At 62.9% G+C, this 13900-nt stretch carries 13 protein-coding genes and 1 pseudogene; 10 read left to right on the forward strand and 4 right to left on the reverse strand.

The window, feature by feature from the left end; genetic code table 11:
- Positions 1-74: 74 nt before the first annotated feature.
- The 9 genes from FAA86_RS07735 to FAA86_RS07775 all read left to right on the forward strand — a co-directional run bounded on the left by FAA86_RS07735 (position 75) and on the right by FAA86_RS07775 (position 10525).
- Complete coding sequence (locus tag FAA86_RS07735; protein WP_136539514.1) at positions 75-1007, forward strand: L-lactate dehydrogenase; 933 nt, start codon at positions 75-77, stop codon at positions 1005-1007.
- An 80-nt stretch (positions 1008-1087) separates the two neighbouring features.
- A complete protein-coding gene (locus FAA86_RS07740; protein ID WP_136539516.1) occupies positions 1088-1453 on the forward strand; it encodes an ArsR/SmtB family transcription factor in 366 nt (121 codons plus the stop codon).
- A gap of 30 nt (positions 1454-1483) precedes the next feature.
- Positions 1484-2419 carry a LysR family transcriptional regulator gene (locus FAA86_RS07745; RefSeq protein ID WP_136539518.1) on the forward strand — a complete coding sequence of 312 codons (936 nt, stop codon included), beginning with the start codon at positions 1484-1486 and terminating at the stop codon, positions 2417-2419.
- A gap of 127 nt (positions 2420-2546) precedes the next feature.
- Complete coding sequence (locus FAA86_RS07750; RefSeq protein ID WP_136539520.1) at positions 2547-3026, forward strand: formate dehydrogenase subunit gamma; 480 nt, start codon at positions 2547-2549, stop codon at positions 3024-3026.
- On the forward strand, positions 3023-4579 hold the full coding sequence (locus tag FAA86_RS07755; RefSeq protein WP_136539522.1) for a formate dehydrogenase beta subunit: 1557 nt from the start codon (positions 3023-3025) through the stop codon (positions 4577-4579). Before FAA86_RS07750 ends, FAA86_RS07755 begins: the two co-directional genes overlap by 4 nt.
- A 151-nt stretch (positions 4580-4730) precedes the next feature.
- Positions 4731-7613, forward strand: a complete 2883-nt coding sequence (gene fdhF / locus FAA86_RS07760) for a formate dehydrogenase subunit alpha (protein WP_136539524.1) — start codon at positions 4731-4733, stop codon at positions 7611-7613.
- A 40-nt stretch (positions 7614-7653) separates the two neighbouring features.
- Entirely contained in the window at positions 7654-8475 is an 822-nt protein-coding gene (gene fdhD, locus FAA86_RS07765) for a formate dehydrogenase accessory sulfurtransferase FdhD (RefSeq protein ID WP_136539714.1), read from the forward strand.
- Complete coding sequence (locus FAA86_RS07770) at positions 8465-8809, forward strand: formate dehydrogenase subunit delta (protein WP_113461485.1); 345 nt, start codon at positions 8465-8467, stop codon at positions 8807-8809. The genes fdhD and FAA86_RS07770 overlap by 11 nt, the downstream gene beginning before the upstream one ends.
- Positions 8810-8872: 63 nt before the next feature.
- Complete coding sequence (locus FAA86_RS07775) at positions 8873-10525, forward strand: OFA family MFS transporter (protein ID WP_136539526.1); 1653 nt, start codon at positions 8873-8875, stop codon at positions 10523-10525.
- A 67-nt stretch (positions 10526-10592) separates the two neighbouring features.
- Here FAA86_RS07775 and FAA86_RS07780 read toward each other — a convergent pair whose 3' ends face one another.
- From FAA86_RS07780 to rocF, 4 genes and pseudogenes are all read right to left on the reverse strand, one after another.
- On the reverse strand, positions 10593-11438 hold the full coding sequence (locus FAA86_RS07780) for an asparaginase domain-containing protein (protein WP_136539528.1): 846 nt from the start codon (positions 11436-11438) through the stop codon (positions 10593-10595).
- A 127-nt stretch (positions 11439-11565) separates the two neighbouring features.
- Positions 11566-12042 carry a chemotaxis protein CheW gene (locus FAA86_RS07785; RefSeq protein ID WP_136539530.1) on the reverse strand — a complete coding sequence of 159 codons (477 nt, stop codon included), beginning with the start codon at positions 12040-12042 and terminating at the stop codon, positions 11566-11568.
- Positions 12042-12392, reverse strand: a pseudogene (locus FAA86_RS07790) (methyl-accepting chemotaxis protein); the annotation flags it as partial. The pseudogene FAA86_RS07790 and the gene FAA86_RS07785, both read right to left, overlap by 1 nt.
- A 21-nt stretch (positions 12393-12413) precedes the next feature.
- Entirely contained in the window at positions 12414-13349 is a 936-nt protein-coding gene (gene rocF, locus FAA86_RS07795) for an arginase (protein WP_136539532.1), read from the reverse strand.
- 121 nt (positions 13350-13470) lie between these two features.
- On the opposite strand from rocF, the gene FAA86_RS07800 reads away from it, so the two are divergent.
- Positions 13471-13896, forward strand: a complete 426-nt coding sequence (locus tag FAA86_RS07800; protein WP_102020963.1) for an Lrp/AsnC family transcriptional regulator — start codon at positions 13471-13473, stop codon at positions 13894-13896.
- Positions 13897-13900 lie beyond the last annotated feature (4 nt).

A 13900-nucleotide genomic window follows, 5' to 3' on the forward strand; every position in this document is an offset into this window, starting at 1 on the left:
GCTATAGATGGTTGATGTCGTCGTCTGAGCGATGACATAAGCCTTCAGGATTTTGTGCTTTCGGGGGAAACAGCATGAAAGTCGGTATCGTGGGTGCGGGCATGGTCGGCAGCTCTGCGGGCTATGCGCTGGCGCTGATGGGGCTTGCAAGCGAGATCGTGCTGATCGACCGAAACGAGGCGCTCGCCATCGCGCAAGCCGAGGATATCGCCCACGCGGTGCCCTTCATGTCGTCGACGGTCGTCAATGCCGGCCAGTATCGCGATCTGGAGGGGGCCGGTGTGGTCATCCTCGCAGCCGGTGTGAGCCAGAAGCCTGGTGAAACGCGTCTGGAACTCCTGGAGCGCAATGCCGCCGTGTTTCGGGCGGTGCTGGCCGAGGTGCTTCCGGTGGTGCCGGACGCGATCCTGCTGATTGCCTCGAACCCCGTCGACATCATGACGCAGATCACCACGCGGCTCTCAGGCATCGATCCGCGGCGGGTGATCGGTTCCGGCACCATTCTCGACACGGCGCGCTTCCGCAGCCTCGTCGGGCGGCATCTGGGCATCTCGCCGCAATCGGTGCATGCCTATGTGCTTGGAGAGCATGGTGACAGCGAAGTCCTCGCCTGGACGAGTGCGCGGGCCGGTTCGGTGCCTCTCTCCTCCTTCGCCGCCCAGGTTGGATCGCCGCTGACTGCGGACGTGCGCGCCCAGATCGATGATGGCGTGCGCAACGCGGCCTACAAGATCATCAATGGCAAGGGGTCGACCTATTACGGCATCGGCGCCGGACTCGCGCGTATCGTCAAGGCGATCGCCCGCGATCAGCGCGACGTGCTGTCGGTCTCGATCTCGACGCCCGAGGTCGCCGGCGTGTCGGATGTTGCGCTCTCGATCCCGCGTGTGGTGGGTGCCGAGGGGGTGCTGACGGATCTCTTCCCCGACTTCGATGACGAGGAATATGCCGCCTTGAACCGCAGTGCGTCGCTTTTGAAGGAACGAGCGGACGCCATTCCTTTGTAGGTGAAGCATCCTATATGTTAACCTAACACCAGCCGCGCTGTTTTGCCTGCCGATGCGCAGCCACGATCTCTGGACATGTCATGACTGAAACGCCGCCACTGACCGCTGAGGCACTCGACGACTTTCTGACGAAAGCGCGGGCCGCGAGCAATCTCCTGAAGGCGCTCTCGCACGAGACGCGCCTCCTGATGCTTTGCATGCTGTGCCAGGGCGAAAAGACCGTGACGGAGATCGAACATTTTCTCGGGATCCAGCAGGCGGTGGTCTCCCAGCAACTGGCACGGCTGCGCAGCGACAAGGTGGTTCAGACCCGTCGCGAAGGTCGGCAGATCTATTATCGCATTGCCGATCCGCAGCTCGCAGAACTAATCTCCGTGCTCTACAAGATGTATTGCGGTCCGCTGCCGATGCAGCGCAGTGAAGCTGAGGCCCATACCGGCGCCTGAGCGCATCGGCGCAATCGGGGGGCAGAAAGCATGATCGACAAGCTGGAATTCTTCATCGCGCTTGCGCGCCAGCAGCATTTCGGACGCGCCGCCGAGGAATGCGGGATTACCCAGCCGACCCTGTCTGCCGCCATTCGACAGCTGGAAGAACAGCTCGGGGTGGTGCTTGTCGTCCGTGGATCACGCTTTCTCGGCCTGACACCCGAGGGGCAGCGCGTACTCGAATGGGCGCGGCGCATCGTCGGCGATACACGCACCATGCGCGAGGAAATGCGGGCTGCGCGGCGTGGTCTGGCGGGCCATATCCGGCTTGCGGCCATTCCGACGGCGCTTGCGATGGTCCGGCGAATCACCGAGCCTTTTCAACGGCGGCATCCGAATGTGACCTTCTCTGTGCTGTCCCGCACGTCGCTGCAGGTCTTGAGTCTCCTCGACGATCTCGAGATCGATGCCGGCATCACCTATCTCGACAACGAGCCCCTCGGACGGGTGACCTCGGTTCCCCTCTATTCGGAGCGTTACCACCTGATCACGGCAGCCGGGGCACCACTGGCGGACCGTGAAGAGGTGACCTGGACCGAAGTTTCGAGCCTTCGGCTTTGTCTATTGACCGCGGACATGCAGAACCGCCGGATCATCAACAAACACATGGCCGAGGCCGGCGTTACGGTGACGCCGACGCTTGAGTCCAACTCGATGATCGTCCTGTTTTCCCATATCCGAACCGGCCAATGGGCTTCGATCATGCCGCGTAACGTTGCGGAATCCTTTGGTTTTCCGCAGCAGATCAGAATGATTCCGATCACGGAGCCCGATGCATCGCATCTGGTCGGGCTCGTTGCGACGCATCGCGAGCCCTATACGCCACTCGTCTCTGCGCTGTTGCATGAGGCGCGATCGCTCGCTACGGCTGAGGCCTTTGATAGAAATCTTCTATCGAACGACGATAACCCAATATTGACCTAAGCTCGTTCTCGCGGCCATCCTTCACAAAAGGCAAGTTCGTACGACAGTCGTCGTCGGGCAAACATAACTGACCCGCCATGGCGAGACGTGTGACTGCCTTGCCCTGTCGGTTTGGGAGGACTGGCTCATGAATATCCGTGTTGCCGTTTCGAATGAAGCGGCGCGTATCTCCGACATCATCGCTGACTGTCGGCATCTGGAAGGCCCGATGCTGCCGATCCTGCACAGGATCCAGGACGAGTTCGGCTATATCCCCGAACCGGCCAAGCAGATCATCGCCGACGCCCTCAATCTGTCTCGCGCCGAGGTTCACGGGGTCATCACCTTCTATCATGATTTCCGCGCCCGCCCCTCTGGCCGCCATGTGCTGAAGCTCTGTCGGGCCGAGGCTTGCCAGTCGATGGGTGGCGAGCCTCTTGCGGACAAGATCAAGTCGCTGCTCGGCGTGGACTGGCACGGAACAACCGCCGACGGCGCCGTGACGCTGGAGCCTGTCTTCTGTCTCGGGCTCTGCGCGCAGGCGCCGGCCGCCATGCTCGACGGACATCTCCATGCCCGACTGGATGAGAACTGTCTTGATGATCTGATGGCGGAGGTGCGGGCATGAGTATCACCGTCTTCGTCCCCCGCGACGCTGCAGCGCTTGCCGTCGGTGCCGACAAGGTGGCTGCTGCCATCGAACGCGAAGCCGCACAGCGCGGTCAGGATGTGCGCATCGTCCGCAATGGCTCGCGCGGCATGCTCTGGCTGGAAGTGCTTGTCGAAGTCCGCACCGAGCACGGCCGCATGGCCTATGGCCCGGTCAAGCCTTCGGACGTCGCTTCGCTTTTCGATGCCGGCTTTCTGACCGGTGGAGAGCATGCCCTCGGCCATGGCCTGACCAAGGAAATCCCCTTCCTCAAGGGGCAGACGCGTCTCACCTTCGCCCGTTGCGGCGTGACCGATCCACTGTCGCTCGACGACTATCGCCACTATCAGGGCCTCAAGGGCCTTGCCAATGCCATTGCGATGGCGCCGGCCGACATCGTCAAACAGGTGACCGACAGCGGCCTGCGCGGCCGCGGCGGCGCAGGCTTCCCGACGGGCATCAAGTGGAAGACAGTGGCCGACGCCAAGGCCGACCAGAAGTATATCGTCTGCAATGCCGACGAGGGTGACAGCGGTACCTTTGCCGACCGCATGATCATGGAAGGCGACCCCTTCGTCCTGATCGAAGGCATGGCGATTGCCGGCATCGCGGTCGGCGCGACCAAGGGCTATGTCTATACCCGCTCCGAATATCCGCATGCGATTGCCGTCATGGAAGAGGCGATCGCGATTGCCAGGGCTGCGGGTATCCTCGGCGCATCCGTCATGGGTTCGCCTTACGCCTTCGACATGGAAGTGCGCATGGGCGCCGGCGCCTATGTTTGCGGCGAGGAAACCTCGCTTCTGAACAGTCTTGAAGGCAAGCGTGGCATCGTGCGCGCCAAGCCGCCGTTGCCTGCCCTTCAGGGCCTGTTCGGCAAGCCGACCGTCGTCAACAACGTCATGTCGCTCGCCTCGATCCCCGTCATCATGGACCGCGGCGCGCAGTTCTACCGCGACTTCGGCGTCGGCCGGTCGCACGGCACGATCCCGATCCAGCTCGCCGGCAACCTCAAGCATGGCGGCCTTTATGAAACGGCCTTCGGTCTGCCGCTCGGCCAGCTGATCAACGAGATCGGCGGCGGTACGATCTCCGGACGCCCGGTCAAGGCCGTCCAGGTCGGTGGCCCGCTCGGCGCCTATTTCCCGCCGTCGCTGTTCGACACGATCTTCGATTACGAGGCCTTCACGGCCGCCGGTGGTCTGATCGGTCATGCCGGCGTGGTGGTCTTCGACGACACGGCCGACATGCTGAAGCAGGCGCGCTTTGCCATGGAGTTCTGCGCCGTCGAAAGCTGCGGCAAGTGTACGCCCTGCCGCATCGGTTCCACCCGCGGCGTCGAAACGGTCGACAAGATCGCCCAGGGCATCGAGCCGGAAAAGAACAAGGTGCTGCTGGAGGATCTCTGCAACACCATGAAGTTCGGTTCGCTCTGTGCGCTTGGCGGGTTCACGCCCTATCCGGTCATGAGCGCACTCACTCACTTCCCGCAGGATTTTGCACCGACTCCGGTGCGGGAGGCGGCGGAATGAGGGCCCATTCTCTCTCGTCATCCTCGGGCTCGTCCCGAGGATCTACAGATTTTGCCATGCGAGGGGCGTTCATTGCTGAACCGGCTCTCGAAGTTCAGATGCAGCAGATCCTCGGGACGAGCCCGAGGATGACGGCGGAAAGGTAAGCGTTATGCCCCTCGTTCCTGAAATCGACTTTGGCACCCCGGCGTCCCGCTCGGAAAAACTGGTGACGCTGACCATTGATGGCCGCGAGATCACTGTCCCGGAAGGCACCTCGATCATGCGTGCCTCCATGGAGGCCGGTATCCAGGTTCCGAAACTCTGCGCAACCGATATGGTCGATGCCTTCGGCTCCTGCCGTCTCTGTCTGATCGAGGTCGAGGGCCGCAACGGCACCCCGGCCTCCTGCACGACGCCGGTTGCCCCCGGCATCGTCGTCCACACGCAGACGGAGCGCCTGAAGGCGATCCGCAAGGGCGTGATGGAGCTCTACATCTCCGACCATCCGCTCGACTGTCTCACCTGTGCCGCCAATGGCGACTGCGAACTGCAGGATATGGCGGGTGCCGTGGGCCTGCGCGACGTGCGCTACGGCTACGAAGGCGAGAACCACGTCAAGGCGCGTTCGGCCGAAGGCGGGATCAATGCCCAGTGGATGCCGAAGGACGAGAGCAATCCCTATTTTACCTATGATCCTTCCAAGTGCATTGTCTGCTCGCGCTGTGTGCGTGCCTGTGAGGAAGTGCAGGGCACGTTCGCGCTGACCATCGAAGGCCGCGGTTTCGACAGCCGTGTGTCGCCCGGAGCACACGAAGCCTTCCTCTCGTCGGAATGCGTCTCCTGCGGCGCCTGCGTGCAGGCCTGCCCGACGGCGACGCTGACAGAAAAATCGGTGATCGAGATCGGCCAGCCGGAGCATTCGGCAGTGACGACCTGCGCCTATTGCGGCGTCGGCTGCTCGTTCAAGGCGGAAATGCGCGGCGAGGAACTCGTGCGCATGGTGCCCTGGAAGGACGGTCAGGCGAACCGAGGCCATTCCTGCGTCAAGGGCCGTTTCGCCTATGGCTATGCGAGCCACAAGGACCGCATCCTGAACCCGATGATCCGTGAAAAGATCACCGATCCCTGGCGCGAAGTGACCTGGGAAGAGGCCTATGCCCATGTCGCCTCGGAGTTCAAGCGCATCCAGTACCAGTATGGCCGCGAATCGATCGGTGGCATCACCTCGTCGCGCTGCACCAACGAGGAGACCTTCCTCGTCCAGAAGCTGATCCGCGCCGGCTTCGGCAACAACAATGTCGATACCTGTGCCCGTGTCTGCCATTCGCCGACCGGTTACGGCCTCGGCCAGGCCTTCGGCACCTCTGCCGGCACGCAGAATTTCGACTCGGTCGAGCATTCCGACGTGGTGCTGGTGATCGGTGCCAACCCGACCGATGGCCATCCGGTCTTTGGGTCTCGCCTGAAGAAGCGGCTGCGCCAGGGCGCCAAGCTCATCGTCATCGATCCGCGCCGGATCGATCTCGTACGCACGCCGCATGTCGAAGCCTCCTATCACCTGCCGCTGAAGCCCGGTACCAACGTCGCCGTTCTCACCGCACTGGCGCATGTCATCGTGACGGAAGGCCTCTTCGCCGAAGCCTTCATCCGCGAGCGCTGCGACTGGTCCGAGTTCGAGGATTGGGCCGCCTTCGTCGCCGAGCCCCAGCATTCGCCCGAGGAAACCGAGAAGTTCACCGGCGTTCCGGCCGAGGAACTGCGCGGTGCCGCCCGTCTCTTCGCGACCGGCGGCAATGGCGCGATCTATTACGGCCTCGGTGTCACCGAACACAGCCAGGGTTCGACCACGGTTATGGCAATCGCGAACCTCGCCATGGCGACCGGCAATATCGGTCGTCCGGGTGTCGGCGTGAACCCGCTGCGTGGCCAGAACAATGTCCAGGGCTCCTGCGACATGGGGTCTTTCCCGCACGAGCTGCCGGGCTACCGTCACGTCTCCGACGATGCGACCCGCGAAACCTTCGAAAAGCTGTGGGGCGTCACGCTCAACAACGAACCGGGTCTGCGCATCCCCAACATGCTGGATGCGGCCGTCGAGGGCACCTTCAAGGGCATCTACATCCAGGGCGAGGACATCCTGCAGTCCGACCCGGATACGAAGCATGTCTCGGCCGGCCTCGCCGCAATGGAATGCGTCGTGGTGCACGACCTATTCCTCAACGAAACGGCCAACTACGCCCATGTCTTCCTGCCGGGTTCGACCTTCCTGGAGAAGGACGGCACCTTCACCAATGCCGAGCGCCGCATCAACCGCGTGCGCAAGGTGATGTCGCCGAAGAACGGCTATGCCGACTGGGAAGTGACGCAGAAGCTGGCTCAGGCCATGGGTCTCGCGTGGAACTACGCGCATCCCTCGCAGATCATGGACGAGATCGCCGCGACGACCCCGAGCTTTGCCGGCGTCTCCTACGACTATCTGGAAAAGATGGGCTCGGTGCAGTGGCCCTGCAACGAGAAGTTCCCGGTGGGCTCGCCGATCATGCATGTCGACGGCTTCGTCCGCGGCAAGGGCAAGTTCATCCGCACGGAATATGTGGCGACCGACGAACGCACCGGACCGCGCTTCCCGCTGCTCCTCACCACCGGCCGCATTCTCTCGCAATACAATGTCGGTGCGCAGACACGTCGCACGGAAAACGTCGTCTGGCATGAGGAGGATCTTCTCGAGATCCATCCGCACGACGCCGAACAGCGTGGCATCAAGGAAGGCGACTGGATCAAGCTTGCGAGCCGCTCCGGAGATACGACACTGCGTGCCCGGATCACCGATCGCGTGGCGCCGGGCGTGGTCTACACCACCTTCCACCACCCCAATACGCAGGCTAACGTCATCACCACCGATTTCTCGGACTGGGCGACCAACTGTCCGGAATACAAGGTGACCGCCGTTCAGGTCTCGCCGTCGAACGGCCCAACAGAATGGCAGGAAGAGTACGAAGAACTCGGCCGCCGCTCACGTCGGATCGCCGGCAAGCTGGAAGCGGCGGAGTGAGCCAGGTGAGCTGGCAAGGGCAAAGGGGAGAAACATGGACATGATCGGTGTCTCCCGCGCCTTTGCTGTCGAACAGGTTCGCTCCGGCGTCACCACTCCTGCCACGCGGATCGTGCCGGAGGAGGTGCCGATTGCCTTCTCCTATGGCGGCACGACCCATGCCGTCATGATGGCAACGCCGGCCGATCTCGAAGACTTCGCCGTCGGCTTCTCTCTTGCCGAGGGGATCATCGAAAGGGCGGAGCAGGTCGTGTCGATCGAGGCCATCGAAGCGGGCCCGGGCATCGATCTGCAGATCACGCTCGAAGACAATACGGCGGATGCGCTCGTTGCCCGCCGGCGTCGGATGGCAGGGCCGGTCGGCTGCGGGCTTTGCGGCATCGAGTCGATCGAGCAGGCGGCGCGTCCGGTGCCGGTGGTTCCCCGAAGCGAGGTTCGCTTTCGGGAAGGCGATATCATCGAGGCGATGCAGGCGCTCGGAGCAGGGCAGGTGCTCAACCGCGAAACGCGTGCGGTGCATGGAGCCGGGTTCTTTTTGCCCGGCGAGGGTCTGCTGGCGCTGCGCGAAGATGTGGGGCGCCACAATGCGCTCGACAAACTGGTGGGCGCCGTCTGCCGCGCCGGCTGGAAACGGTCTCGCGGCATGGTCGTCGTCACCAGCCGCCTGTCCGTCGAAATGGTGCAGAAGGCTGCCATTCTCGGCAGTCCGCTGCTGGCGGCCATCTCGGCGCCGACGGCACTTGCCATCCGCACGGCGGAAGAGGCAGGCCTGACGCTGGTCGGCATCGCCAGAGGCAATGATTTTGAAGTTTTTACGCGGTCAGACCGGATTAATGGGGGAGAACGAAGCCATGTCGCATAGCCACACCGACGAGAAACTGGTGCGGATGGCCAACCAGATCGCCACCTTCTTCCTGTCGCAGCCAGCGGCGATCCGTGCGGAAGGGGTTGCAACCCATATCAACAAGTTCTGGGAGCCGCGCATGCGCCGTCGGTTCTTCGAGCTGCTCGGTGATGCCGAAGCCGGTTTTCTGCCACTGGTGATCGAGGCCTCCGCCCTGATCAAGCGGCCGGGAGAGCCGGACAGCAGCGCCGTCGGCGTTGGTGCCGGCGACGCGGCCATCAGCCCGCATGGCAAGGGGACTGCCGCGGGAGAATCTCTTTCGGAACCCAGTGTTCCGGAGCAGACAGCCTGAATCTCAGTTCATCCGAGCCGGGAATTTTTCAATAGCGGTTTATTTAAAGTGGAGGGAAACGTAATGGCAGTCACTGATGTTAGCGCTGGCAGCCCGGCGGGAGTCGGGCCGTTGGACAAAGAAAGAATTATCGCAAAACCTGGCTTCAATCGCTGGCTCGTGCCTCCGGCCGCCCTTGCCATCCATCTGTGCATCGGCATGGCCTACGGCTTCAGCGTGTTCTGGCTGCCGCTCAGCCGGGCGATCCCCAATCCAGATCCGAGCTGCTCTGAGCTGACGCTGATCGGCGCCCTGTTCACCACCGCCTGCAACTGGCGCGTCGCGGATCTCGGCTGGATCTATACCCTCTTCTTCGTCTTCCTCGGCTGCTCGGCCGCCATCTGGGGCGGCTGGCTCGAGCGTGTCGGCCCGCGCAAGGCTGCCTTCGTCTCGGCCTGCTGCTGGTGCGGCGGTATCCTGATTGCCGCGCTCGGCGTCATGACTCACCAGCTCTGGCTCATGTGGGTCGGTGCCGGCGTCATCGGTGGCATCGGTCTCGGCCTCGGCTACATCTCCCCGGTCTCCACGCTGATCAAGTGGTTCCCGGACCGCCGCGGCATGGCAACCGGCATGGCCATCATGGGCTTTGGCGGTGGTGCGATGATCGGTGCGCCGCTCGCCAACCTGCTTATGGCGTACTTCAAGACCGATGTGTCGGTCGGCGTCTGGCAGACCTTCGTCGTCATGGCGATCATATACTTCATCTTCATGATGGGCGGTGCTTTCGGCTACCGCATTCCGCCGGCCGGCTGGCGTCCGGAGGGCTGGACCCCGGCTGCGACCAAGAGCACGATGATCACCCATCGTCACGTGCATCTGCGCGACGCCCACAAGACCCCGCAGTTCTGGCTCATCTGGGCCGTGCTCTGCCTCAACGTCTCGGCCGGTATCGGCGTTATCGGCATGGCCTCCCCGATGCTGCAGGAGATCTTCGCCGGCAACCTCATCGGCGCGCCGGGCGTGGCCTTCGCCGAACTCGATGCCTCTCAGAAGGCCCAGATCGCCGCAATTGCTGCCGGCTTCACCGGCCTGCTTTCGCTGTTCAACATCGGTGGCCGCTTCTTCTGGGCGTCGATGTCCGACAAGATCGGCCGCAAGAACACCTATTTCGCCTTCTTCATCCTCGGCATCATTCTCTATGCCGCGGCACCGACGCTGGCTGACATGGGTTCCAAGGCACTCTTCGTGCTCGCCTTCGGCATCATCCTGTCGATGTATGGCGGCGGCTTCGCCACCATTCCGGCCTATCTCGCCGACATCTTCGGCACGCAGTTCGTCGGCGCCATCCATGGCCGCCTGCTGACGGCCTGGGCAACGGCCGGCATCGTCGGTCCGGTCGTGGTCAACTACATCCGCGAAGCCCAGATCGCAGCTGGCGTTGCACCGGGTCCGGAGCTCTATACCAGCACCATGTATATCCTGGCCGGCATGCTGGCCCTCGGTCTGGTGGCGAATGCCTTCGTCAAGCCGCTGTCGGACAAGTGGTTCATGTCGGACGAGGAAGTGGCTTCGCTGCAGGCGAAGACCGCTGCCGCGTCCGCCGGTCCCACCGGTTCCTTCGGCATCGGCAAGGGTGGTCTCGACACCAAGGCAGCGCTCGCCTGGGCGGTCGTTGGCATCCCGCTTCTGTGGGGCGTCTGGATCACGCTGCGCAACAGCCTTGCAATCTTCGGCTGAGCAATCAGCGACTTGCGAAACACCGAAGAGGCGGCCCTGGGGTCGCCTCTTCTCTTTGGTGAGCGGGCTAGTTCAGCCAGAGATGAATGAGGGCCGCTTCGGGTGTCTCGGTTCCGCCGTTCTCGATCCCGGTGCCCCAGAGGCCCGCTCCGGCCGCGTAAGCGCCGGGTTCCAATCCTCCCGCCTCACATTGGCTGATGGCCCGCAGCCGTTTGCCGCCCGCAACCGCATCCGCGATCACTTTCAACAACTGGCCGTCGTTCATCGCCGTGCCGGCGCCGAAGATCCGCAGCACGGCTCCGTCCAGGGTTTCCAGAATCGCCTTGAGCGACGCTGCCGGCAGACCCGGCGAAAGCGTGAGGATGGCGAGCTTGCGGTCGATGAAGGTCCGGCGCTGCGGCACTCCAAGTGCTGCCTGCGGCTGAGAGCGGAAGGCGTCCCCTTCGTGGCTGTGGTGTTTGACGAGGCCGGCGGCGGGCAGGAGCTTGCCGGCAAAGGCGAGGAATACACCGGGTCCTTGAGCTGAGGCCGCTCTGATTGCCAGATCGAGATTGCCCTCGGCATCGCCCTTTTGTCCGAGCGGCAGCATGGAGCCGCAGAGGATCACGCGGCGGTTCTCGCCGGCCAGAGCCTGGGACAAGGCGGCGCCCGTGAAGGCCATCGTGTCCGTGCCATGGGTGATGATGACGGGTGTTCCGGGATGGCGGCGGATCGTCTCCAGCATCCGGTTCCAGTGGGACGGGCCGACATCGGCGCTATCGAGCAGCGGATCGAAGACATCGGCAACGAGCTCTGCGCCATCCGGCAGGCGCACGGTGATCGCATCCTCGACGAGTCCCTTGCGGGGTGCAAGTCCATCCGGCGTTTCGGCCATGCCGATCGTGCCGCCGGTGTGGATCAAGAGCAGTTTCATGATCAAGCCTCCCAGATCGTCAGCCATCTGGTACGGCAGGGCAGGGCGGAGATCAACGGGGTCTTTGAACGCGAAAAGGGCAGCGCTTGTGAACGCTGCCCTGCCAAAATCTGAGGCGGTCGCCTGATCAGGCGGCCAGATCTTCCAGATCGCTGCCCTTGAACATCTTGGCGAGGTTCAGGAAGCAGATCATGCCGTTTTCATTGGCGATGATGCCTTCGGAGAAGGTCTTGTCGAAGGAAGCGGAGACTTCCGGAACCGGCTGCACCTGGCTCGACGGGATGGTCAGGATGTCGGAAACGCGGTCGACCAGCATGCCGATCACCATGTTGTGGACTTCTGCGACGACGATGGCCGAACGCTCGTTGGCAACCGTGCTTTTCATGCCCAGCTTGTAAGCGAGGTCGATGATCGGAATGACGGAACCGCGCAGGTTCATGACGCCGATGACATCGGCCGGCGCATGCGGGATCGGCGTCGAGGGTGCCCAGCCGCGGATTTCGCGGATCGTGGTCGTCTTGACGCAGAACTCCTGATCATGAAGCCGGAAGGCGATGATCTCGAGGGTCTCGCTGCCGAAGCTGGTGGAGCTGATAGTTACCATTAGAAATCTTCCCAACCTTCCTGTACCTTGGCGGCAGCGGCGCCACCTGCGGCGCGAGCGACACTCGCCATGAGTTTGCGTGCCGGGGATGCCACAGGTGAAGCATCGGGACGCGCTTCCATGACTTTATGCGAAGAGTGTTGCCCAATTCTAAACTGTGACACCAGTTCGCGCAGGGAAGCGGCCTGTTGTGCAAGGCTGTGGCTCGCGGCGGTTGATTCCTTGACCATGGCAGCATTCTGCTGCGTGTGCTGGTCCATGGCATTGACCGCTTTGTTGATCTCGGAGAGCCCTGTCGACTGTTCACGCGACGCTTCGACGATCGCGATGACGTTGGCATTGATCTCCTTGTGACTTTCATCAAGTTCGGATCAGCCGCCTCTCGTCGGGCGATCCAGGATGCGCTTTCCAAAGAGGCTGGCTGCCAGTTCCACCATGATCCGGGCGCTCCGTCCACGATCGTCGAGGAAGGGATTGAGCTCCACCAGATCGAGCGAGGAGACCAGACCGCTGTCATGCAGTAGCTCCATGATCAGGTGCGCCTCGCGGAAGGTCGCGCCACCGGGAACGGTCGTGCCAACCCCGGGCGCCACATCCGGATCGAGGAAATCGACATCAAGGCTCACATGCAAGAGGCCGCCTGCATCGCGCACATCGGCCAAAATCCGCTTGAGGATGCTGCCCATGCCCTCTTCATCGATGGCGCGCATGTCGAAGACATTCACGGCATTCTCGCGGATCAGGCGACGTTCCTCCTCGTCGACCGAGCGGATGCCGACCTGATACACCCGCCGGGGGTCGACCAGCGGACGATCCGAGGGGAGGATCGGGGCGAATTCCGCCTTGCCGCAGAAAAATGCCACCGGCATGCCGTGGATGTTGCCCGATGGTGAGGTCTCGGGCGCGTTGAAGTCCGAGTGGGCGTCCAGCCAGAGAACGTAGAGAGGACGATCCAGCGTCGCTGCATAGCGCGCCATGCCGGACACGCTGCCCATCGAGAGGCTATGGTCACCCCCGAGCAGGATCGGAACGGCGCCACTCGTCGCCGCCGCATAGGTCTCCGCCTCGATCGCGCGGGTGAAGGCGCCGACGACCGGCAGGTGTTTGGCGCGATCCATGGGTGCAAGATCGGCGGCCGGCTGCGGGCGCAGGTCGCCCCGGTCCTCGACCGCGTAACCGAGCTCGCCCAGCGCCGAAGCAATGCCGGCGATCCGATAGGCCGCCGGGCCCATGGCACAGCCGCCGCGACCAGACCCTTCTTCCAGCGGTACTCCGATCAGCGCGACCGTCTTTTCTTGCTTCTGCATCTCTCGTCCTCAATGTCTGGAGCCGCATGATCAACGACAGCGGCGTTATCAAAAAGGTGGAACATCGTCACAAAGCTCTATAGTTTGCGCATATCGCAACCAGCATGTGACAGTTTGCATTATGGATGATCTCGATCGCAGCATCCTTGGCGCTCTCCGCCAGAACGCCCGCCTGCCCGTCGCCTCGCTCGCGGCAATGACCGGGGCGTCGCGGGCGACGATTTCGGCTCGCATAGATAGGCTTGTCGCGAATGGGACGATTGCCGCCTTCACCATCCTCACCGGCAGCGAGATCCAGCCGACGGGTGTCCGGGCGATCATCATGATCGAGGTGGTCGGCAAGTTCGCGGACCGCGTGGCGCATCAGCTTCGGGGCATGCCGCAGGTCCGCTCGCTGCACAGCACGAACGGAAAATGGGACTTCATCGCCGAACTCGAAGAGCGGGATCTTGCCAGTTTCGACGAGACACTGCGGCGGATTCGTCTGATCGAGGGGATTAACTTCACCGAATCCAACATCCTGCTGAAGACCAGCAAGGTCGCCTGATCGG

Source organism: Rhizobium rosettiformans W3 (assembly GCF_004912135.1).
Classification (GTDB): domain Bacteria; phylum Pseudomonadota; class Alphaproteobacteria; order Rhizobiales; family Rhizobiaceae; genus Allorhizobium; species Allorhizobium rosettiformans.